This window comes from Nocardiopsis sp. iso_40 (genome assembly GCF_056173285.1).
This window is the reverse complement of record NZ_CM149666.1, coordinates 2379172-2400601: the sequence shown is the minus strand read 5'-3', so window position 1 is coordinate 2400601 and position 21430 is coordinate 2379172. Positions and strand designations below refer to the sequence as shown.

At 72.2% G+C, this 21430-nt stretch carries 17 protein-coding genes; 9 read left to right on the top strand and 8 right to left on the bottom strand.

Annotated elements, in window-relative coordinates:
• Positions 1–106 precede the first annotated feature (106 nt).
• A complete protein-coding gene (locus AC0VYD_RS10560) occupies positions 107–1042 on the bottom strand; it encodes an LLM class F420-dependent oxidoreductase (RefSeq protein ID WP_475479697.1) in 936 nt (311 codons plus the stop codon).
• Between the two features lie 138 nt (positions 1043–1180).
• On the opposite strand from AC0VYD_RS10560, the gene AC0VYD_RS10555 reads away from it, so the two are divergent.
• The 5 genes from AC0VYD_RS10555 to AC0VYD_RS10535 all read left to right on the top strand — a co-directional run bounded on the left by AC0VYD_RS10555 (position 1181) and on the right by AC0VYD_RS10535 (position 6114).
• Complete coding sequence (locus AC0VYD_RS10555; protein ID WP_475479696.1) at positions 1181–1771, top strand: RNA polymerase sigma factor; 591 nt, start codon at positions 1181–1183, stop codon at positions 1769–1771.
• Positions 1768–2568: a zf-HC2 domain-containing protein gene (locus tag AC0VYD_RS10550; protein ID WP_475479695.1), complete on the top strand. Its 801-nt coding sequence runs from the start codon at positions 1768–1770 to the stop codon at positions 2566–2568. Before AC0VYD_RS10555 ends, AC0VYD_RS10550 begins: the two co-directional genes overlap by 4 nt.
• Positions 2565–3452 carry an ATP-binding cassette domain-containing protein gene (locus AC0VYD_RS10545; protein ID WP_475479694.1) on the top strand — a complete coding sequence of 296 codons (888 nt, stop codon included), beginning with the start codon at positions 2565–2567 and terminating at the stop codon, positions 3450–3452. The genes AC0VYD_RS10550 and AC0VYD_RS10545 overlap by 4 nt, the downstream gene beginning before the upstream one ends.
• Positions 3449–4957, top strand: coding sequence for a hypothetical protein (locus tag AC0VYD_RS10540; protein WP_475479693.1), 1509 nt, complete (start codon positions 3449–3451; stop codon positions 4955–4957). The genes AC0VYD_RS10545 and AC0VYD_RS10540 overlap by 4 nt, the downstream gene beginning before the upstream one ends.
• Before the next feature lie 209 nt (positions 4958–5166).
• On the top strand, positions 5167–6114 hold the full coding sequence (locus AC0VYD_RS10535) for a DMT family transporter (protein WP_475479692.1): 948 nt from the start codon (positions 5167–5169) through the stop codon (positions 6112–6114).
• A 102-nt stretch (positions 6115–6216) separates the two neighbouring features.
• On the opposite strand, the gene AC0VYD_RS10530 is transcribed toward AC0VYD_RS10535, so the two are convergent.
• A complete protein-coding gene (locus AC0VYD_RS10530; RefSeq protein WP_475479691.1) occupies positions 6217–7515 on the bottom strand; it encodes a class I SAM-dependent RNA methyltransferase in 1299 nt (432 codons plus the stop codon).
• 228 nt (positions 7516–7743) lie between these two features.
• Here AC0VYD_RS10530 and AC0VYD_RS10525 point away from each other — a divergent pair, with 228 nt between their 5' ends.
• Positions 7744–8430: a potassium channel family protein gene (locus tag AC0VYD_RS10525; protein ID WP_475479690.1), complete on the top strand. Its 687-nt coding sequence runs from the start codon at positions 7744–7746 to the stop codon at positions 8428–8430.
• The gene (locus AC0VYD_RS10520) at positions 8423–9127 is read left to right on the top strand and encodes a potassium channel family protein (protein ID WP_475479689.1); all 705 of its coding nucleotides are present in this window, start codon (positions 8423–8425) and stop codon (positions 9125–9127) included. The genes AC0VYD_RS10525 and AC0VYD_RS10520 overlap by 8 nt, the downstream gene beginning before the upstream one ends.
• Before the next feature lie 4 nt (positions 9128–9131).
• On the opposite strand, the gene AC0VYD_RS10515 is transcribed toward AC0VYD_RS10520, so the two are convergent.
• Positions 9132–9902: a DUF3159 domain-containing protein gene (locus AC0VYD_RS10515; RefSeq protein WP_475479688.1), complete on the bottom strand. Its 771-nt coding sequence runs from the start codon at positions 9900–9902 to the stop codon at positions 9132–9134.
• 109 nt (positions 9903–10011) lie between these two features.
• Here AC0VYD_RS10515 and AC0VYD_RS10510 point away from each other — a divergent pair, with 109 nt between their 5' ends.
• Positions 10012–10386, top strand: a complete 375-nt coding sequence (locus tag AC0VYD_RS10510) for a hypothetical protein (protein WP_475479687.1) — start codon at positions 10012–10014, stop codon at positions 10384–10386.
• A 479-nt stretch (positions 10387–10865) separates the two neighbouring features.
• On the opposite strand, the gene AC0VYD_RS10505 is transcribed toward AC0VYD_RS10510, so the two are convergent.
• Together AC0VYD_RS10505 and AC0VYD_RS10500 are read right to left on the bottom strand one after the other, a co-directional pair.
• The gene (locus tag AC0VYD_RS10505) at positions 10866–12113 is read right to left on the bottom strand and encodes an MFS transporter (RefSeq protein WP_475479686.1); all 1248 of its coding nucleotides are present in this window, start codon (positions 12111–12113) and stop codon (positions 10866–10868) included.
• Positions 12059–12511, bottom strand: coding sequence for a DUF1428 domain-containing protein (locus AC0VYD_RS10500; RefSeq protein WP_475479685.1), 453 nt, complete (start codon positions 12509–12511; stop codon positions 12059–12061). The genes AC0VYD_RS10505 and AC0VYD_RS10500 overlap by 55 nt, the downstream gene beginning before the upstream one ends.
• A 28-nt stretch (positions 12512–12539) precedes the next feature.
• Between AC0VYD_RS10500 and AC0VYD_RS10495 the strand changes: the two genes are divergently transcribed.
• Complete coding sequence (locus AC0VYD_RS10495; RefSeq protein WP_475479684.1) at positions 12540–13829, top strand: SRPBCC domain-containing protein; 1290 nt, start codon at positions 12540–12542, stop codon at positions 13827–13829.
• A gap of 770 nt (positions 13830–14599) precedes the next feature.
• Here AC0VYD_RS10495 and AC0VYD_RS10490 read toward each other — a convergent pair.
• The 3 genes from AC0VYD_RS10490 to AC0VYD_RS10480 are packed head-to-tail and all read right to left on the bottom strand — an operon-like array spanning position 14600 to position 21380.
• Complete coding sequence (locus tag AC0VYD_RS10490; RefSeq protein WP_475479683.1) at positions 14600–15100, bottom strand: flavin reductase family protein; 501 nt, start codon at positions 15098–15100, stop codon at positions 14600–14602.
• A gap of 2 nt (positions 15101–15102) precedes the next feature.
• Positions 15103–15555 (bottom strand): acyl-CoA thioesterase, encoded by a 453-nt coding sequence (locus tag AC0VYD_RS10485; protein ID WP_475479682.1) that lies wholly within the window; start codon positions 15553–15555, stop codon positions 15103–15105.
• The gene (locus AC0VYD_RS10480) at positions 15555–21380 is read right to left on the bottom strand and encodes a type I polyketide synthase (protein ID WP_475479681.1); all 5826 of its coding nucleotides are present in this window, start codon (positions 21378–21380) and stop codon (positions 15555–15557) included. The genes AC0VYD_RS10485 and AC0VYD_RS10480 overlap by 1 nt, the downstream gene beginning before the upstream one ends.
• Between the last annotated feature and the right edge of the window lie 50 nt (positions 21381–21430).

Here is a 21430-nt window from a genome sequence, read left to right as displayed (position 1 = left end):
GAAGCCCCACTTTTATCTTGACGTCAAGGTATCTAACTTGTATCTCGATATCAAGTTATCGGGTGGCTCCCCGGCGCCTGCGGGCACCCTCCGGTCCGGGCCCGGTTCAGTCGAGCTGCGGAACCACCAGCGAAGCGACCAGCTCCAGCTGGTCCAGGTCGGACATGTCCAGGACCTGCAGGTACATCCTCTCAGCACCCGCCTCCCCGAACCGGCCGACCCTGTCCACGATCTCGTCGGGGCTCCCGGCGAGACCGTTCTGACGCAGCTCCGACACCTCCCGACCGATCCGGGCGGCCCGCTTGGCCACCTCGGCCTCGTCCCTTCCTGCGCACAGGACCTGGGCCGCCGAGTACACCATCGGCGCGCCGCGGCCGGAGGCGCGCACCGCGTCGGCCGTGCGGCCGAAGGCCGCTTCGGTCTCCTCCAGGGAGGAGAACGGCACGTTGTATTCGTCGGCGAACCTGGCCGCCAGCCGCGGGGTACGCCTGGGTCCGGTACCGCCGATCAGCACCGGCGGGTGCGGCCCCTGCTCCGGTTTGGGCAGGGCCGGGCCCTCCGCCAACCGGTAGTGCCTGCCCTCGTAACGGAAGGTGTCCCCCGCCGGGGTGGCCCACAATCCCGTGATGATGTCGAGTTGTTCCTCGTAGCGGTCGAAACGCTCCCTACCGGAGTCCGGGAAGGGGATCCCGTAGACCGCGTGTTCCTGCTCGAACCAGCCGGCGCCGAAACCGAACTCGACCCGGCCGCCGCTCATCCGGTCGACCTGGGCGACGGAGACGGCCAACGGCCCGGGGTGGCGGAAGGTCGCCGCCGTCATCAGCGTGCCGAGGCGGATCCGGGAGGTGTCCCTGGCCAGGCCGGCGAGGGTGATCCAGGCGTCGGTGGGGCCGGGGAGGCCGCTGACGTGGTCGCCCATGGCGAGATAGTGGTCCGAGCGGAACAGGGCATCGAAACCCAGGTCCTCGGCGGCCCTGGCAACAGCGAGCTGGTCCTCGTAGGTGGCCCCCTGCTGGGGTTCAAGGAAGATCCTCAGGCGCATACACCCCATTTTCTCCCACGGTGCCGACCATTCAGAAACCGCCGCGCGGGTAGCGTGGAAAAGCCGTGGTCAGGACGTCGCACCCCCGGCCTCCCCGCGGCTGAACCGTTCCGCCCCCGAGCCGCGATAGCACCCCACGTGAAGTTTCTCCGCCGCGCACGACGCCGTACCCCCTCCTACGGACCCGACAGCACCGACCCGGTGCTGCTGTCAGCCGTGGCGGCCGGGGAGACCGACGCCCTGGAGATCCTGCACCGGAGGCACGCCCCCTGGCTGCGTACGCGTCTGCGCTACCGCTGTTCCGACCCCGACCAACTCGACGCCGCCCTCCAGGAGACCTTCCTGGCGGTATGGCGCAACGCCGGTTCCTTCACCCCGCGCCCGGGCGACGACGACGCCGGGGCCTGGCTGTGGACCATCGCGATCCGCCAGCTCATCTCACAGCTGCGCAAACGCGCCAACCGGTGGATCGCCGACAGTGCCCCCGAACCGTACGAGACCATCGGCGACGCGTCCGCCGAGGACACCGTGCTGCTCAACATCGAGCACGGGCCGCTGGGCGCCGCCCTGCACGAGCTCTCCCCCGAACTGCGCTCGGCGATCCAGGCCACCGTGCTCGACGGCCTGACCGTGCGGGAGGCGGCGGAGATCCTCCGAATACCGGAAGGAACCGTGAAGACACGGGTCATGCGCGCCAAGGCGCGGCTACGGGAGGCACTGACCACATGAGCTGGCACCTGACCCACGACCAACTCCACCAGTACGCGGCCCACACCGCCGACGACGTCACCGCCATGTCCGCGGAGGCCCACCTGATGAACTGTGCCCACTGCCGCGAACTGCTGCCCGTGGACGAAGCCTGGCTGGAGCGGAGCTGGGCGAGCCTGCGCGACATCGTCGACCGGCCCCGCCGCGGCCCCCTCGAACGCCTGCTGTCCGTCCTCGGCCTGCGCGAGAACACCGCCAAGCTGCTGGCGGCCACCCCCCAGCTCTACCGCGCCTGGCTGACCGCCACCGTGCTCGTACTCGCCACCGCCCTGACCGTCGCCTACGAGCTGCCCCGCGGCTCACTGCTGTTCTCCTTCACCGCACCGGTCGTCCCCCTGCTCGGCGTGGCCCTCGCCTACGGCCGGTGGGTGGATCCGGCCCACAGCCTGACCTCGGTGACCCCGTTGGCCGGCTACCGCCTCCTCTTCCTGCGGACCAGCGCCGTGCTGGTGCCGGCGCTGACCCTGTGCACCGCCGCGGCGGCCCTGATGCCCTCGACCTCGACCCTGTGGGAGGCGGTCTTCTGGCTGCTCCCCGCACTGGCCATGGTCGCCGGCTGCCTGTCGCTGAGCCGGTGGATGCCCCTGAGCCTGGCGGGCGGCCTCCTGGGAGCCGGATGGCTGCTCACCGTGGGGTTCCTCGGCGCCGCCGAGGAACTCGACCCGCTGCTGCTCTTCTCCCCCGCAGCCCAGTCGGGCTGGGCTGTGGCGCTCACCCTGCTGGCGGGCGCGATCCTGCTCCGGATGAGGACCGCATGACGGTGGACACGACGACGGCCGGGGTGAGTGTGCGCGGACTGGTCCGCAGCTACGGGACCCGCCGGGCCCTGGCCGGGATCAACCTCGACCTGGGGCCGGGGGTGACCGGGCTGCTGGGCCGCAACGGCGCGGGCAAGACCACGCTGCTGCGCTGCCTGGCCACCGACCTGGAAGCCACCGGGGGCGAGGTGCGTGTGCTGGGCCGCGACCCCGAACAGGCGGCCGACCGCACCGAGATCCGCCGACGCATGGGCTACCTGCCGCAGTCGCCCTCCTTCTACCCGCACTTCACCGTGTTCGGGCTGCTGGACTACGTCGCGGTCCTCAAGGAGCTGGGCGGTCGCCGGGAGCGCCACGACGAGGTGCGGCGCGCCATGCGCAGGGTCGACCTGTACGCCCGCAGGCACAGCAGGGTCCGCCGCCTGTCCGGGGGGATGCGCCAGCGCCTGGGCCTGGCCTCCGCCCTCCTCGGCGACCCCGACCTCCTCCTGCTCGACGAACCCACCATCGGCCTCGACCCCGAGCAGCGCATCCGGTTCCGCGACCTGGTCTCCGAGCTGGCCGCGCGCAGCACGGTGGTGCTGTCCACACACCAGATCGAGGACGTGGCGGCCCTGTGCCGCCGGGTCCTGTGCCTGGACGCGGGCCGGGTGATCTTCGACGGAACCCCGGACGAGCTGCTCAGCCGGGCCAGGGGGCGGGTCTGGGAACAGGGCTCGCGTCCCGCCGAGGGCGTGACCTCCTGGAGGTTGGCGGACGGCCGCTACCGGGTGCTCGTACCGGAGGGCGCGGAGAACCCGGACTCCACCGCCGGGGTCCCGGTGGAGCCGTCGTTGGAGGACGCCTACCTGCTGTTCACCGGCGCGGGGAGGGAGACCCGGTGAGCACGGGCTCCACGTTCGGGCGGTTGACCCTGTTCAACCTCCGGCACCTGGTGACGAGCCCGGTCTTCTTCCTCGCCATGCCCCTGGTCCTGTTCGCCCCGGTACTGACGAGACAGATGCTGACCCTGCCGACGGCGAGCGGCTTCCACCGGTACTGCGTGTACCAGGCGATGTGCGTGGCCGTGGCCATGTTCGTGGTCACGAGCTTCCCCGCGATCCGCGAGGTACGCCACTCGGCGGGGTTGGCGCTGCCCCTGTCCCCGCGTACCCGCCTGTTGTCGTTGGCCCTGGCCGCGGTGGCACTGGCCTCGGTGTGCACGGCGGTCCAGATAGCCGGGTACCTGGTACGCGTCCCGGTGCCGATAGCCGGGGTGCTGAGCCCGTACGTCGTCCCCGGTGTGATCGTGACGAGCTGGTTCGGCCCCCTGGCCGCGCTGGCCGCCGTGGTCTGGACGCGCTCCTTCGCGCCCCTGGTCACGTTCGTTCTGCTGATCCCGGCCTATCTGGTCTACACGTCCACGACCATGGGCAGGAGGGCGGACGTGATCGTCAACCGGGTGGAGACGGCCGCGCGCTCCGTGGTGGAGCCCCTGCCGGTCTCCGCCCCCGGGGTGACCGCTCTGGCGGCGCTGTACCTGTTGCTCAACGTCCTGTTGGCGGTCCTCCTCCTGACGGTCGCCATGGCCCGGAGGGACGACGGCAGGGGCGTACGGCCCGTCACGGCGGCCGTGAGCGCGCTGCTGGCGGTGGTGGTCGCGGTGACCGGAGCGCAGGCGAACCGGGCCTTCCCCTTCGACACCGAGTTCTCGGTCGACCAGCTGCACGGTACGGAGACCGCCCCGTGCCGGACCCGGGACGGGGTGGCGTACTGCCCCCTACCCGGCTACGAGTCGTGGGTGGAGCACTGGCACGCCGCCCTGGAGCCCGTCGTCGCGGCGGCGCCCGAGCGCGTACGCCCACGCGTGCTCACGGTGTGGCAGGCCGGGAACAACATCCGCAGCTCCCTGTACTCCGACCCGCCGGAGCACTCGGTCATCGTGACCGAGTACTGGGACACGGAGATGGAGTTCTCCCGCGAGGACGTGTCCGTCGACGCCGCCGTGCTGCTCGTCGGTCTGCCCAAGGACCGCGAGGAGCCGTGCTCCGCGGCCGGTCAGGCCAGGATGGCGGTGGGCGCCTGGTTGGCCTCCGCGGACGAGGAGCTCTCCCGGCGGAAGCGGGTCAGCGTGGCGGACAGCCTGCTGACCCGGTTCGACTCCGACCCGGACGGTTTCGCCCTGGCCCATGCGCTCATGGAACTGCCCCGGGAGCGCGTCGCCGCGGTCCTGGAGGAGCACTGGGACACCCTGGCCGATCCGGGCACCGGACCGGAGGAGCTCACCGAACTGCTGGGCCTGCCCGAGCCGGGGTCCGCCGAGTTCCCCGAAGCGGACTGGCAAACGAGCGTCTGGTCCGAGGAGGAGGTGCTGCGCTGGGCGGAGTTCCCCTTCCCCGCCTGCGCCTGAGCCGCCCCGGCTCCGCGTCCGGTCGCCTCGCGTTACCGTGGAGGCGTGAACTACCACTGGCACAAGGTCCTTCCGCCGCTGTGCGCCTGATCGGGCGCACCGGCTGAACCACCGGAGAACCCGCGGCCCCGCCTGCGCGCGCCCGGGCCGGGTCGTTCGTGCGCCCGCCCTCGGACCAGTTCCCGACGCACGGAGACGAGAGCAAGCACGTGCCAGAGCACACCACCTCCACTGCCGCGGACCGGCCGTCCGCCCGTTCCCGCCTCGCCCGCCTGGGCACCGGGCCGCTGCCGGTCCTCGGTGCCGCCGTCCTGTGGGGCACCACCGGAACCGCCAGCTCCTTCGCCCCCGGCGAGGCGCACCCCGCCGCGATCGGCTCGGCGGGACTCGTCCTCGGCGGGGTCCTGCTGTTCCTGTTCGGCAAGGGGTCCACCGCGCTGGTGGCCCGCTCCGACCGCGGCACCCGCCGGATGCTCCTGCTGGGAGCGGCGGCGGTGTCCGGGTACCCGCTGGCGTTCTACCCCGCGGTCGCCAACGCGGGGGTGGCCGTCGGTACCGTCATCACCCTGGGCAGCGCGCCCGTGTTCTCCGGCCTGCTGGCCTGGGGCGCGGACCGGGCCCGGCCCACCGCGCGGTGGCTGGTGGCGACCGCCGCGGCCGTACTGGGCTGTGCCGTACTCGTCCTGGGCCCGGGGTTCACCGGCACCGAGAGCGCGGTGAACGTCCTGGGCGTGCTCCTGGCCCTGGCCGCCGGGTTCTCCTACTCCCTGTACGCGGTCATCGCCGAGAAGCTGATCCGGCGCGGCCACACCTCCGGGGCGGTGATGGGCACCATGTTCGCCGGCGGCGGCCTCCTCGTGCTCCCCGTCGTGCTGGCCGCGGGCACCGCCTGGCTGGCCACGGTCAACGGGGCACTGGTCACCCTGCACCTGGCCCTGTTCACCGTGTTCCTGGCCTACTGGCTGTTCGGTCGCGGCCTGCGGCACACGTCGGCCGCGACGGCGACCACCCTCAGCCTGGCCGAACCGGCCGTGGCCGCCCTGCTGGGCGTGGCCCTGGTCGGCGAACGGCTACCGCTGGTCTCCTGGTCAGGTCTGGTCGTGCTCGCCCTGGGCCTCGCCGTCCTGAGGGTCCCGCTCCCCCGCCGCAGGGGCTGACCGCACGGGGCACGGCCCCCGGCCGCGTGGCGGCGCCACGGACGCGGAGAACGCCCGGGAGCGTACGCTTCCGGGCGTTCTCGTCGTGCTGGGACGCGGGGCCTACTCGGTCTCGGCGGCCTCGCGGTGGCGGCGGGCCAGCTTGACCGGTTCGAGGACGGCCAGGCACTCGATGTGGTGGGTCATCGGGAAGGCGTCGAAGGCGCGCAGGTCCACCAGCCGGTAGCCGGAGCGGCCGAACTCGGCGAGGTCGCGGGCCAGGGTCGCGGGGTCGCAGGAGACGTAGGCGATCCGGCGTGGCTTCATGCCCGCGATCTTGCGGACGACCTCGACACCGACGCCCGCACGCGGCGGGTCGAGTGCCACGATGTCGGCGCGCACGTCGGCCCACTCACGCATCTGCTTGACCACGTCGGCGCGCTCGACCCGGACCTGCGGCAGGTCCTTCAGGTTGTACTGGGCGTCCCGGACCGCGTGCTCACCGTTCTCGACGCCCATCACGCGCCCCTCGGCGCCCACGGCCTCGGCGAGCGCACCGGTGAACAGGCCCGCTCCGCAGTACAGGTCCAGGGCGGTCTCGCCGGGCTTGGGCTCCAAGCCCGCCAGGACGGCCGCGCTCAGGGTCTCCGGCGCCGCCGGGTGGACCTGCCAGAAGCCGCCCGCGCCGACGCGGTACTCGCGGCCGGACACGTCCTCGCGCACGCCCTTGCGGCCGCGCACCGACTGCACCCGTCCGCCCTTGAAGCGGCGCAGCACCGCGCTGGAGGCCTTGAGCTCGGGCAGGGGCCCGAGCTTGGCGGTGGTGGGGGTGACCACGACCGCGCGGTCGGCACGGGTGGCGGAGGCCACGGCCTCGACGTCCTTGACGCCCTCCCACTTGACCTCGGTCACGCCGAGTTCGGTGACGCCGGGGTGTGCGATCAGGCAGCGGTCGACCGGTTCGATGTCGTGGGAGCGGTGGCGGCGCAGACCGGCGTTGCCGTCCTCGTCCACGGCGAAACGCACCCGGGTGCGCCAGCCCAGACCGTCAGGGGTGCCGGGCAGCTCCTCCACCTCGACCTCCCGGTCGATTCCGGCGATGCGGCTGAGCTGGTCGGTGACGACTCGGCCCTTCATCCGGCGCTGCGACTCCAGGGAGGCGTGCTGCCAGTCGCAGCCGCCGCACATCCCGGGGCCGGAGAACACGCAGGGCGCCTCGACCCGGTCCGGTGAGGCGGTGAGGACCTCGACGGCCTCCCCGCGCAGGAACCGGGTGGTCTGTTCGGTGACGCGCACCCGGACCCGCTCGCCGGGCAGCGTGTGGCGGACGAAGACGACCTGGTCGCCGTGGCGGCCCACACACCACCCACCGTGTGCGACGTCGTCCACGGTCAGTTCGAATTCGTTGCCCACAAGGCTCATGGCGGCGTCCTTCGCTGGTCGGGTCGTGTGAAGGGTGACCCTGCGCGCACAGCCACCAACCAGCCCCAATCTACCGGCCCCGGAGCACCACACGTGCTGGTCCGAACACCGCGGAGCCGGGGCGGGCGCACGTGCGCGGGCGATGTGTGCCAAGGTGTAGCTGTCGGGGCATGTTCGACTACTCCGTGCCCCGGGTCGGACGGCGAGGTCGACGGGAGCGCGGTCGAGGTGCACATCGTGATCATGGGGTGCGGCCGGGTGGGTTCCACCCTGGCGCACACGTTGGTGGACCTGGGTCACTCCGTGGCGGTGATCGACCAGGACCCCGAGGCGTTCCGCAGGCTCCGTACCGCCGTGGCCAAACACTCCGTACGCGGTGTCGGACACGACCGCGAGGTGCTGCTCAGCGCCGGTATCGACCGGGCCGCGGCCTTCGCCGCCGTCAGCAACGGCGACAACTCGAACATCATCTCGGCCAGGGTGGCCCGGGAGGCGTTCGGCGTCCAGAACGTGGTGGCGCGGATCTACGACCCCCGCCGCGCGGAGGTCTACCAGCGCCTGGGCATCCCCACGGTGGCGACCGTGCGCTGGACCGCCGACGCGATCCTGCGCCGGGTCGTGCCCGGTGACGACCGGCTCGCCGCGGCACCCGAATGGCAGGACGCCTCGGGCAGCCTGAGCATGAACGAACTCACCCTGCCGGAGCGCTGGGCGGGTGAGACCGTCACCGCCCTGGAGGAGGACTCATCGCTGCGGGTGGTGTATCTGGTCCGGGAGGGCCGCATCACGCTGGCCCGGCCCCAGGAGAGACTCGCCCGGGGAGACGTGCTGCACGTGGTGGCGCACAGCCGGGAGATGGAGGGCCTGGTCGAACGGCTGGGCGGACGGCACGAGGCCGAGACGGGGCGTGGGTGAGATGCGGATCGCGATCGCGGGTGCCGGCAGCGTGGGCCGCTCCATCGCCACGGAGCTGGCGGGCAGCGGGCACGAGGTCCTGCTGATCGACCGGGACACCCGGGCGATCGGCGTCGACGACCTGCCCCAGGTGGAGTGGCTGCTCGCGGACGCCTGTGAGCTGGCCACCCTGGAGGACGCCCGGTTGGGCGACTTCGACGTGGTCGTCGCGGCCAGCAGCGACGACAAGGTGAACCTGGTCGTGTCCCTGCTCGCCAAGACCGAGTTCGGTGTGGACCGGGTTATCGCCCGGATCAACGACCCGGACAACGAGTGGCTGTTCAACGACTCCTGGGGGGTGGATCTGGCGGTCTCCCCGCCCCGGCTGATCGCGGACCTGGTCGAAGGCGTCCCCGCGGAGGAGGACTACCCGGAGGAGGGCGCTCTGCCCCCGCTGCCGGGCGCGGAGATCGCCGAGTCGGTCCTGCACGCGCAGAGCCCGTTCGTGGGCGGCTCGGAGAGCGATCTGACGGGTGCCCTGCCGGAGGGGGTGGCGCTGGTCGCGGTGGTCGGCCCGGGCGGTGTGCGCCCACCGGACCCCGGGCGGACCCTGTCGGTGGGCAACACCGTGGTGTTCCTGGCCGAACCGGACGCGTTGGGCCCCCTGGAGGAGCTGTTGGGGCCGGTGGACGGGCCCGGAGCGGACGCCGGGAGCTGAGTACTCAGCGGTCCCCGGCCTGCTCTGCGGGCCCGGTCCGGGGCTCTTCGGTGTCCTGCTGCCGCTCCAGCGGGGTGCGGCCGCGGGCCAGCACCCACACCATGCCCGCGAAGGCGGCCACCTGGAGCGGCCACCCCATGGCGACCTTGGACAGGCCCAGCAGGGCGAAGGTGTCGGCCCAGTCGTTGGTCGCGGCGAGCCAGAGCGGGTACTGGACCAGGACCCGGATGACGCACGGCAACACCAGCAGCCAGGTCAGCCGGGAGGCCAGCCTGACCACTGCGGGGTTGCCGCGCCAGGAGGTGAAGTCCTCCCTGTGTCCGATGAACGGGCCGATCATCAGGCCGATGGCGGGCCAGCGCACCAGCACCGAGATGCTCAGCACCACCGCGTAGACCGCGTTGTAGATGATGCCGGGCAGGAAGGCGTCCTCGGCGTTGCCGCTGCGCATCGCGAAGACGGCGGCGATACCGATACCGAAGAGGCTGGTGAGCACGTACTGCACCGAGGAGCGCTGCACCAGCCGGATGACGCCCAGGAGCAGGGCGGCTCCCACACCGAGCAGGATCGACGTCCGCAGTTCGGAGCTGAGGATGTAGGAGAGCGTGAAGGTGAGCGTCGGAACGGCCGCCTCTACCATGCCGCGCTTGCCGCCCAGGGACTCGGCGAGCTTGGTCCGGACCAGGGCCTCGACCGTTCCCTCGGTGACGACGGGCTCGCCCGTTCGGTCCTCGGCCTGGGCCGCCTCGTCGGAGGCCCGCTGCTGCTCAGTCATCCCGCTCCCGGTCCGGTTATCGCTGTGGGGCCCGAGGGCCGCCGCCCATGATCCACCACTCTACGTGAGTCACGGTCGGGCACGCCCGGTGTTTCACCGACTTCCCTCGGTGACACGGGGCCGCGCTCCCGCCCCTTTCCACCCCTCGGGGGCGGCGTCCGCCCGGAGGGCCGCCCTGGAGCGCGAGCACGCCCTGTGGAAGCTGGCCGACCGGAACTCGGTCCGGGCCCTGCCGACCACCGCATGGTTCCCCAACCGGGAGAACGGCTCCGCGGCCCGTCAGGGCGCCCTGTGGCTCGCCCTGAGGGCCGAGGACAACGAGGCGGTCGTGTTGGGGGCACACCGGGACGATGTCCCCGAGGTCGCCGGCTGGACCCGCGTCCCGCGCACGGACGCCACGGGCCAGGCCTGGTCGAGGGTCCACACCTGGGCGCGGGTCGAGGGGACCGGCGGCTTCGACCAGACCGTTCCCCTGCTGCCTTGACGGGATCGACTACTTCACGGCACCGGGTCGGCCGGAGTCGCTGCTCGCCCGGGTACACGGGCTGCTCCGCCCCGGAGGGGCGTCCGTGCCCGACCTGGGTACCCGTGGAACCTTCCAGGAGACGGCGGAGCTCGACCGCACCAGCGAGCGCCTTGGAGGCTTCGCCTGCCTCTGGGACACGCCTCAGCTCGAGGGCACCCCTGCTCCGACCACCAGGTCACCGGGATCGTCCGGGATGGGGACGGCCACTAAGCCCGCACGGACGAAACCCACCGGCGGCGCTGGTTCTCACGGCACGAACTGGAGGAGGCGGTCACTGACGCGGGGCTGGAGACGGTGCGCGTGTCCGGTGACCACGGGACCGGAGCGCCCGGCACCCACAACCTGCCGGAGGGATGGACGGTGCGGCGGCCCCGATGACACGGCGGTCGTGCCAGGCACGGGGCCCGACGCGACCGGGAGTGGAGCGGTGCCGCCGGTCAGTGTGCTCCGGCTTCGCTCTCCGCCTCGGTGAGGGAACGGAGTTCACGGTCGACACCGGCGATGGAGCGGTCGAAGGCCAGTACGACGGTGAGCGCACCGCAGACCAGCACCAGGACCATGGCGAAGTCGAGGGAGGTCCACTCGGCCAGCCATCCGTAGACGGTGGGCGACAGGATGAAGGCGCCGTAGGCGGGCATCATGATGGCCCCGGCGACCGCTCCGGTACGAGCCGGTGCGATGCGCGAGGCGGCGCTGATCCCGGTCGGCTGTATCCCGGCGTTGGCCAGCCCGGCCAGGGTGAAGGCCAGGACCGACGCCCACACCCCGGCGCCCAGCATCAGCACCGCGCCGGCGAGCGCCATGCCCGCCCCGGAGATCAGGAAGGATATGCGTACACCCGCCCTGGCCAGAAGCCAGGCGTTGCCCAGGCGGCCGACGAGCATGGTGAAGCTGAACATCGCGAACGCGGCGGCGCCGACCACGATCGGAACACTCATCAACTGGTCGACGTAGATCACCACCCACACCTGGACGATGCTCTCCACCGCGATGCCGAGGGCCGTCAGGGCGAACACCACCCGGAACAGACGGCTGTCGGCCATCAGGGCGCGCACCCCGAGATCGACCTCCTCGCCCTCCGGGTCGTCCGCGTCCGCTGGTGCGGGGTAGCGGACGAGGAAGGTGGCGATGAGGAACGGAAGCATCACCGCGGCACTGACGAGCAGGACCCAGCGGTAGTCCATGCCCAGGCTGAGGAGGAGACCGCAACCCAGGGTGCTGATGACAGTCCCGCCGCTGTTGACCGCGTACATCACGTTCATGACGTCGCGGCCGGTGCTGTTCCCCAGGTCCATGAAGACGCTGTTGGTGGATGTGTCGATCAGCGCGCTGGCGGCGCCGGCCAGCGCGAAGGCCAACAGCAGGCCGAGAGTGCTGTCGCTCCAGGCCAGGACCACGAGCATGCCGATCATCGACAGCTGTCCCCAGACCGCGAGATCGCGGTTGCCGTAGCGGCGGTAGAGGTACCTGGTACCCAGGAGCGTCACCAGCGCGGTGATGGGCAGCAGGAGGTGCACCGTGCCGAACACGCCCTCGGTCAGGTCAAGGGCGATGATCACCTCCGCCCACATCACGGTCATGACACCGATCGCGAGACCGAAGGCGAGGAACTGGCCTCCGGAGACCCAGGTCAGGGCTCGGGTGCTGGAGGGCGGTCGGGTGGTCCGGTCAGGCGCGTTCTGCATGGTCGGGCTCCTTGCGACTCCGAGGCTTGCATGCGGGGCGGGACGCGGCGAGGTGGTGGCGGAACGTTCATCACGTGGTAGAGCGAGGCGCACCCGCCCCGGAGGATGCGTCGGACGCAGGTCATGGCGGCCAGGGAGTCGTAGGGCCTTTCCAGCTCGGGGTCGGCGCCGACCAGGGGCATGGCCCTGTCGAAGCGGGCACGGTCGTGTAAGTAGTTGAGCTCGACGTAGAGCGACTCGTCGGGTCGGACCTCGACCGCGTCCGGTATCGCACCACAGCCGTACTTCGCTTCGGGTCCGACGAACTCGAACACGGCCCCGCCGACCGCTCCGTGCCAGGCGGAGGCATCGAACGCCTTGCGAACGAGAAAGCTATAATAATAGATATCATCCTGCAAGTATGTTCACCATTCAGCGAGAGTCACCATGACCAACAAACGTGACTACGGCCAGCTCTGCGGACTGGCCGCCGGCCTGGACATCGTGGGTGAGCGCTGGACCCTGCTCATCGTGCGCCAACTCCTCATCGGCCCCGCCCGCTTCAACGAACTCCTGCACGATCTGCCGGGACTGGCGCCGAACCTGCTGTCGGAGCGGCTGCGAACGATGAGGGCCCACGAACTGGTCGGTGTCTCTCCCGCCCCCGGAGACTCGCGCGGGAAGGTCTACCGGCTCACCGAGGAGGGGCTCGGCCTGCGCGAGCCCGTCCTCGCCCTGGCCCGGTGGGGGTTGGGCCAGATCGGCAAGAGAAAGGAAGCGGGCAGCGGTGCGGTCCGGGCCGGCTGGGGCTTCCTCGCGATCCAGGCGATGACCATCCCGGAGATGGTCCCTCAGGTCAGCGAACAGTACGAGTTCCGGATCGACGACGAGGTGTTCGGGGCCCGGGTGGGCCGGGGCCAGGCGGAGTTCGTCCGCGACCCCATGCCCCCCTCCGACCTGACGATCCACAGCTCGGCGGAGACCTTCGTGCGCGTGGGGACCGGGATGCTGACCCCGTTCGAGGCCCTGGCCACGGGCGACATGCGCGTGGAGGGTCCGGCGGAGGCCGTCCGGCGGTGCAGCCGCATGCTCGGCCTGATCAAGGCGGGGCCAAGCCGACCGGTACACGGTCAGCACACAGCGTTGAACACTCTTGATATGGATAATTATAGTTATCACGCCAACGAGCGAACACGGCACGATCCCTCCCCGGAACAGGGGCCGCCCCGGAGGCAAGCGATGACCGATCAGAAGCTCTACTCGACAGTGGCCCGGGACCTGACCTCGATGCGCCTGGTCCGGCGGTTGCCCGCGCCTCCGGAACGGGTGTGGGACGCGTGGACCCGCAATGAACTGCTCGCACTGTGGTTCAGCCCCCCGGTGAGCGGCGAACCCGGGCCCGACAAACGTTTCGTTCTGGGGGGACGCGGACAACACGGCGACACCATCACCTGCCAGGTGCTCTCCTGGAATCCGCCGCACCAGATGGAGCTCACCTGGCGCTACACCGGCGAGAACGACTCCAGGGTGCGTCTGGACCTGTCCCCCGTCGGCGAGGGCCACACCGAGTTCACCCTCGAACACCGGGGACTGGTCGACCCCGTCGACTACGCCGCCGGCTGGCACATGTACAGCGACTCGCTCGACGCCCACCTCAGCGGCCGTCCACCGCTGGTCGACTCCGACGCGCGCTACTCGGAGCTGCTTCCCGAGTACACCAGGGCCGCGCGGGGCTGATCCCGGCCCGCCTCTTCCTCCTTCTTCTCCCACACACCGGTCGCGGACGCCTCCACTCGTATCGCGGTGGGCCTGCCCCGGTCGGCACCGAGGTCTCGGTGACGGGTCCCGCCCTCGGCGCGGACGTGGGCCCCTGCGGTGGCCTCGCTGTGGGCCCCTCGGGACCGTCGTCGACGACGCGGGGGCAAGACCGTCCCACACGTGTCCGAGGACGGCCACGTGGGGATGCTCGCCCTCGTCTCGGGCCACGAGGTGGACGGCGGCACGGTCGAGGCCGTGCCGGGCACTGTCGTGGAGGGCCCCGACTGCGCCCACTGCGTGAGCGAGTTCAGTGCAGAGCAGAAGACCGGGACCGCCAGGGTCGGTTCGTCGTCCTGGAGACGGCCGCGCAGGAGCTGGAGCCGTCCGCCCGACGGGGACTTCTACGTCACCACCCGCTCCTGGAACCTGGTCGCCGAAGGCCCGGACAGCTCGTACGGATCAGCACCGGCGCCTGAGGCGCGGGTTCCGCGGTGCTTCCACGCTTCCCTGACCGGAACGCACCCGGGCCGGAGAACGGCGACCCGGGGAAGGAGAAGAAGTGCTTACTGCCCGAGTACGGACGTGATTTCCGGGGAACGGCGGCGTGGGAACGGAATCCGCTCCTCCGGCGATCCTCCCCTCCGTTCCCCGGAATTTCGAAAAAATTCTCGCTTTCTGTGGGAAATCGCCGCCAACCGTCCGGTGGACGCGGGAACGCGGACCGCCCCGGGAGCACCCGGGCGCCGGCGTCAGTCCGCGGTGCCGGCGGCCGGTACCGGGCGCAAACCGTGGAAGGCGCTGTCGTGGAACAGCAGGGCCGACCGGTCCGCGCCCGCGTCCGCGTCGAGCACGGCCGCGAGGAAGACGGAGTGGTCGCCGGCCGCCACCTCCCGGACGACCTCGCACTCCAGCCAGGCCAGGGCCCCGGTGATCAGCGGCGCACCCGTGCACGGCCCGTGACGCCATCCCAGGCGGGCGAACTGGCCCCAGCCGTGCGGACGCCGCGGGTCGGCGAACCGGCGTGCGGCCTCCTCCTGGTCCGCTGCCAGGACCGACACCGCGAAGCGGCCCCCGCCGGAGAGCGTCCCGTGCATGCGGGCCGTGCGGGAGACACAGCACAGCACCAGCGGCGGGTTGAGGGAAACCGAGGAGAAGGCGTTGGCCGTCATGCCGTTGGGGCGGTCGCCGCCCACCGTGAGCACGGTGACCCCGGTGGCGAACGCGGACATGACCCGGCGAAGGTCCACCATCGTCACACCACAGCCCCCCGCACCTCGGGGAGCGCGTAAGGGGCGAGGGCCTCGCGCAGCTCCCGGGGGACGGCGGCGGGAACGGTCGCGTTGTTCGGCCCGCGCATGCAGGCGACACGCTGGCGTCCCCGCGCCACGAGCGGCCCCTCCCCGTCCGTACCGAGGCGGACGTAGTCGAAGGCGAACTGCACCTGGGTGCGGGTCAGCTCCTCCAGGCGCATCCGGACGGAGATCTCGTCGAAGGCGGTGATCTCGGCGAGGAACTCGCAGTCCACCCGGAGCGTGAAGAGCTTGAGGTCGTCCCGCACCTGTGCCAGGACGCCCGGGGCCCGGTCCCGCAGGAACATCTCCCGGCAGCGCCCCTGCCAACTCAGGTAGTTGACGTAGTAGACGTTGCCCACGAGGTTCGTCTCCTCGAAACCGACCGTGTGCCGGAGCTCGTAGTAGTCCGCCATCACCCCTCCTCTCCGTGCAGGACCGCGAAGACCACCGGTGAGGGGTCCCCGTGCAGAGTCGTCGTCCAGGTGGCGATCCGGGCGTCCGCGCAGGTGAACACGGTCCACCCGTGCTCGCCGACCGTGCCCAGGAGCAGGGAGCGGCCCGGATCGCCGGCCTTGCGCAGGCATTCCAGGGCGCTCCACACCCGGGTGGCCGCCGTCTCGGGGGCCTCCCCCGTCTCGGCCGCCACCAGGTCCCGCAGCGGCAGGAGGTCCGTCCCGAGCAGGCCGGCCCAGTCCGCTTCGGAGCGCCGCACCACGGCCTCCACGTCACAGGCCAGGCGCTCCGGCCCGACCACGGCCAGCGTCATCCCGGCGCCGTGCGAGGCCGAGACCCGCGCGCCGTCCACCTCGGGACGGCCGTCCGGCCGGTAGCGCACCCGGACCGGGCGGTTCAGCGCGCGGCCGACGGCGAGCGCGGTGCGGTCCCTGCGGTCCCGGACCCCCGTGCCCGCCCCCGGGGGGTCGGGGTCCACGACCACCGTTCTGGTCCCTCCGAGCACGTGTTCAAGGCAGCGTTCCAGGTGCGGTCCCAGCAGCGGGGGGATCCACGGGCCGGCTCCGCCGGTCGCGCGGACCACGCGCAGCCGCAGCCCCTCCCAGCGTTCGACGACCATCCCGGAGAGGTCGCGCAGTTCCAGGTCGTAGACGTGGGAGTCACCGTCCTGGAAGCGTTCCTCAGCGCTGAGCGACAGGCGGGCGCCGCCCTCCCGGCGCGGAGCCGGGACGATGCGGTCCACGCTCTCGGGCAGCAGGATCCCGTCGGGGACGCAGACCTGGAGGGCGTGCATGGCGGCGTCGCGTGCCCCGGGGTCGGCGAGGGACCGGTCCTGGGGCATGAAGGTCCCGAACCAGTCGTCCCGGGCCTCGGCGGACAGGTCCGCGACCGCGTGGCGGGCGCCGACCCGGTGGTAGGAGAGCAGACGCTGGAACCTCTTCCCCTGGAAGAGCAGGTCACCGTAGAGCTCGGAGGGCTCGACCGGCACCCGCGGCAGGAGGGCGGGCTCCGGCGCGGTCTCCCCGGACGGTCCGGGCCGGGCCTCCTCGCCCGGCCAGCGCAGGCGCGCGCTGAAGTGGTCCGCGCCGTAACCCGTCTCCTCGCTGCGGATGACGACCTCCACGCTCTGCGCGTCCCGCACGAGTGCGGCCACCCGAACCGTGGTCGTGCCGCCGGGACGGACGGCCACCGGGCGCGGGAACCGCACCGACTCCAGTACGGGGGTCCCGGTGTGCCCGCTCACCGCGGCGGCGACCTGCGCCATCGCCTCCATCCCGATGACGGCGGGGAAGAGCAGGTCGCCGTCGAGCCGGTGGTCGTCCAGGTAGGGGTCGTCGGACGGGGAGAGCACGGCTTCGGTGACGAGCTCCACCCCGGGGTAGTGGACGAGCACCCGCTCGGTGAACCGCCCGAGGGGGATCTCGGTCCGCTCCGCGGAGAGGGTGGGCAGGGCTCCGGTCCTGCCGCCGACCACCAGGACGGGTCCCGCGCTCCGGTCGGTGAGGACCCGGTGCAGGATCCCGGTCCCCTCCTCCACCGAGATCGGGGTGACACCGTCGCGCATCAGCGTCTCGACGACGCCCATCCGCTCCCCCATGCCGGCCCCGGACCACACCGACCACTCCAGGGCCAGGACACGGGTGCGCGGGTGCGCCTCGCCGTACTCCACGACCGCCTCCGTGAGCCAGTCGTTGGCCGTCGAGTAGTGGGCCTCGCCCCGCATCCCCGCGCGCCCGATGATGCTGCCGAAGCCGACCAGCAGGCGGAGCCGCTCGGGGTCCACCGCGCCGAGGACCGTCTCCAGCCCTTCGGGCTTGGGGGCCAGGGCGTCCCGGAACACGGTTTCGGAGAGGCCGTGCAGGGCCTGCGGTTCGTTGCGGCCGGCCCCGTGGAACACGGCGGTGATCGCGCCCAACCGTTCCTGGAGGCCGTCGACCGCCGCACGGACCTCGTCCGGCCGGGTCACGTCGGCACGGGCGTAGGCGAACCGGACCCCGGCCGCGGACATCCGCTCCAGGTTGGCGGCGAGTTCGGCGTCCTCCTGCGGGGCGCGGCCCAGCAGGGCGAGCGCGGCCCCGTACTCCCCGGCCAGGGACAGGGCGCACTCCGCGGTGATCCCCTTGCCCCCGCCGGTCACCAGGACGACGTCCCCGGCGCCCAGGGGCGCCTCCCCGGGTACGGGGTTGGGCGGGAGTACGCGCAGGACGGGCACGCTGCGCCTGCGGTCGGCGTCGTACCGTACCTCGGTGAACGCCGTCGTGGCGGCGGTCTCGGCGACCACGAGGCGCACCGTTTCCGCGAGGTCGGCCGCGGAGAGGGGCTCGGGATCGCTCAGTGTGACCACGGTGGTGACCGCGCCGGGGACCTCCTGGTGCAGGGTCCGGGCCACCCCGGCGGCACCGCGGCGGCCCTGGACCACCACGAACCGTGTTCTGCCTCCGGCCGCCACGGCGGCGCGGGCCGCGTCGAGGAAGGTTCCGACGAGCCCGGGACCGCCCCTGGCCGGAAGGCAGAGCAGGATTCCGGAGCCGAGGGCGGACAGGGACCTGCGCAGGGGCTCGGCCAGGGGGTGGCCGGGCGGGGCGTAGACCCGCCACTGCCCCGCCGCGTCGTCCGGGGGCGAGGGCTCGGGGGGCGGCGCCGCGGCGACGTGGGCGACCTCGAAGGCGCGCACCCAGGGGGCGACCCCCGGCGGCTCGGGGGGTTCGGTGGCGTCCGCGGGGGTGCTGGCGAGCCGGTCGATCATCTCGGCCAGCTCGCCCAGGGTGGAGGTGGCGTATCCGCTGACGGCCTCCAGCGGCGGCAGGCCGAGGTGGCGGGTGACCTCGTTGACCAGTTGGCCGACGGTGATGGAACTCAGGTGGAGGTCGTCGAGCGGCCGGGTGTCCGCGCCGACCGTGGACGGGGGGAGTTCGACCCGCGCGGCCATCCGTGCGCGCAGCAGCTCCAGGGTGTCGGCCCCGTCGCCGTCCACCGTGCCGGTGTCGCCCACGGGTGCGTTGGCGGCGGGCTCGGTGCGCCCCAGGACGGTTTCGGGCGCCGCTTCGCAGGGGCTGGCCAGGAAGGCGAAGTCCTGCGGCGGGCGGCGGAGCAGCCGACCGGTGAAGAGCCCCCGTACGTCCACCGGGGCTCCCAGGGCGTAGGCGGCGGCGACCGTGCGCAGGAAGGGTTCCAGGGAGGGGGCGTCGGTGTCGACGGCGACCACGGGAACGGCGGGAGCGGTCCCCGCCGCCAGTCCCGCCAGCACCTGTCCGGGCCCCACCTCAACCAACAGGTCCGCGTCGCCGGACAGGCGCGAGAGCGCCTCCTGGAAGCGGACCGGCAGGACGACCTGGTCCCGGAGCAGCGCACGGAGATCGGTGTCGGGTCCGAGTTCCTGACCGGTCACCGTGGAGACGGCGCCCGGGACCGGGGGCCCGAAGGCGGTCCTGTCGAGTTCGCGGCCCAGTTCCTCGGCCGCGTCGGCCACCAGCGGTGAGTGGAAGGCGTGGGAGACGGGCAGTCTGGTGGTGCCGATCCCGGCGGCGCGGGCACGGTCCCCGACCCTGTCCACGGCGGCGGCGGGACCGGAGACCACCGTCTGCCGGGGGCCGTTGTATCCGGCGACGACCAGTTCCGGTTCTTCCTCCAGCAGGGCCGCGGCCATCTCGGGGGCGCAGGCCAGTCCGGCCATGGCCCCGTCCGGGCGTCCCGACCGCGCCATGGCCCGTCCCCGGGCCGCGGCGAGTTCCAGGGTCCTGTCCGCGCTCAGGGCTCCCGCCCAGTGCAGGGTCGTCAGTTCCCCGAGGCTGTGGCCGGTGGCTCCGTCAGCTCGGATCCCGAGGTCCGCCAGCACGCTCAGTGCGGCGAGGGAACCGGAGACGATGCGGGGCTGGGCCACCTCGGTGGCCACCTGGTCCCCGTCCTCGGGCAGGTCGGCCGCGGCGAGGATCCGGTCCGCCGCGGTGAAGCGCCTGCGGAACGCGCCGCCCCCGCCGGTGCCCGACCCCTGGCCGGGGAAGAGGTAGCGGATGGACGGCGCGGTGCCGCGGTGCGCCAGGAACAGGCCCGACTCGGGGGCGATGATCTCGGTCTCCCCCGCGTCCAGGCGTTCCAGCAGGGTGCGCGCGCCCCGGTGCGCGGCCTCGGGCGAGGCGGCGACCACCGCGGCGCGTGCCGGACGGCCTCCGGTCCGGTCCGCGAGTGAGGCCGCCAGGTCGGTGAGTTCGGCGTAGGACAGCAGCGGCAGGACCTCGACGAGGTCCGCCAGGTGCTGGCGCACCTCGTCGGGGTCGGCACCGTCCACGACGAGCAGTTCGACGTCCTGGCGCCCGGCCACCAGGGCCCGTGCGCGGGAGGTGAGGCCGGTACCCGGCCGGTCCGCGGCGGCCTCGACGGTGACGTGGGTGTTGATGCCGCCGAAGCCCATGGCCGAGACCCCGGCGCGTACCGGCCGCCCCTGCGGCCAGGGCAGGGCGCGGTCGGGTACGCGCAGTGCCGACGACTCCTCCAGCACCGGGTGGGGGTCGTGGTGCCCGGTCCCCGGCGGGATGACCCGGTGGTGCACCGACAGGACCGCCTTGATCAGGCCGGCCACTCCGGCGGCCGCCTTGGTGTGGCCGATGTTGGCCTTGAGCGAGCCCAGTGCCGCCGGTGGGGCGCCGGGGTCCGCGGCGCCGCGGGCCCCGGAGAGGGCGAGGAGTTCGGTGGCGTCGCCCAGCGCCGTACCGGTGCCGTGCCCCTCGAAGTAGTCGACCGTGCCGATCCCGTATCCGGCTCGCGCGTAGGCGCGTTCCAGGGCCAGGCGGTGCCCCTCCTCCTCCGGCCGGGTGATGCCGCCCCGGCCGTCGGAGGAGACCCCCCAGCCGGTGATCAGGGCGTAGGGGCGCCGTCCCTGGGCGATCGCGTCCTCCTCGCGGAGCAGGACCACCGCTCCCGCGCCCTCCCCCGGCCAGAACCCGTTGGAGCCCTTGTCGTAGACCCTCATCTCACCGGTGGCCAGGGCTCCGTTCCTGGCGAAGCCGACCATCTCGAAGGGGTCGATGGACAGGTCCACGCCTCCGGCGATCGCGGCGTCGAGGTCCCCCTGGGCCAGGGCGGTGGCCGCGGTGGCGACCGACAGCAGCGAGGAGGAGCAGGCGCCGTCCACCGTGTAGCCGCCGCCCGCGAGGTCGAAGTGGTTGCACACCCTTCCGGCGATGGTGTTGGAGAGTCCGCCGGCCAGGGTGTCCTCGTCGACGCGCGGGAACGGTTCCTTGTAGGACTTCTCGAGCTCGGTCAGGAAGCCGTCGACCTCCTCCTCGCCCCAGCCGTGGCCGAGCAGGGCCGCCGACACGGTCCTGCGCACGTAGGGCCAGCGCAGCCGCAGGGTGTTCGCCCGGGAGAACTCCCCGGTGAGGCTGTTGCCGATGACCACGCCCGTGGTGCGGCGCGGCAGCCCCTCCCCGGAGGGGTACCCCGCGTCCCGGAGCGCGCGGTCCACCGTCTCCAGGGCGAGCCAGTGGGTCATGTCCGTCGAGCGGAACGAGGACCCTGACACACGGTAACGGACCCGGTCGAAGGAGAAACCGCGCAGAACCGCGGCCTTGCGCGCGTAGAAACGGTCCTCCGCGGCCGGGTCCTCGGACCAGTAGTCGGCCAGGTCCATCCTTTCCGAGGGGATCTGACGAAAGGCTCTGCGCCCGGCGAGAACATTATCCCACAGATCAGAAGGAGTGCTCGCGTCCGGATAACACAGGCCCATGCCGACAACAGCGATACGAACGGCTTCCAAGACCCACCCCACACTTAATTGATCTAAAACCATCAATCATTACCAAGCATGGGATACTGGGATAAAACAGTCTTCTTTTTCCC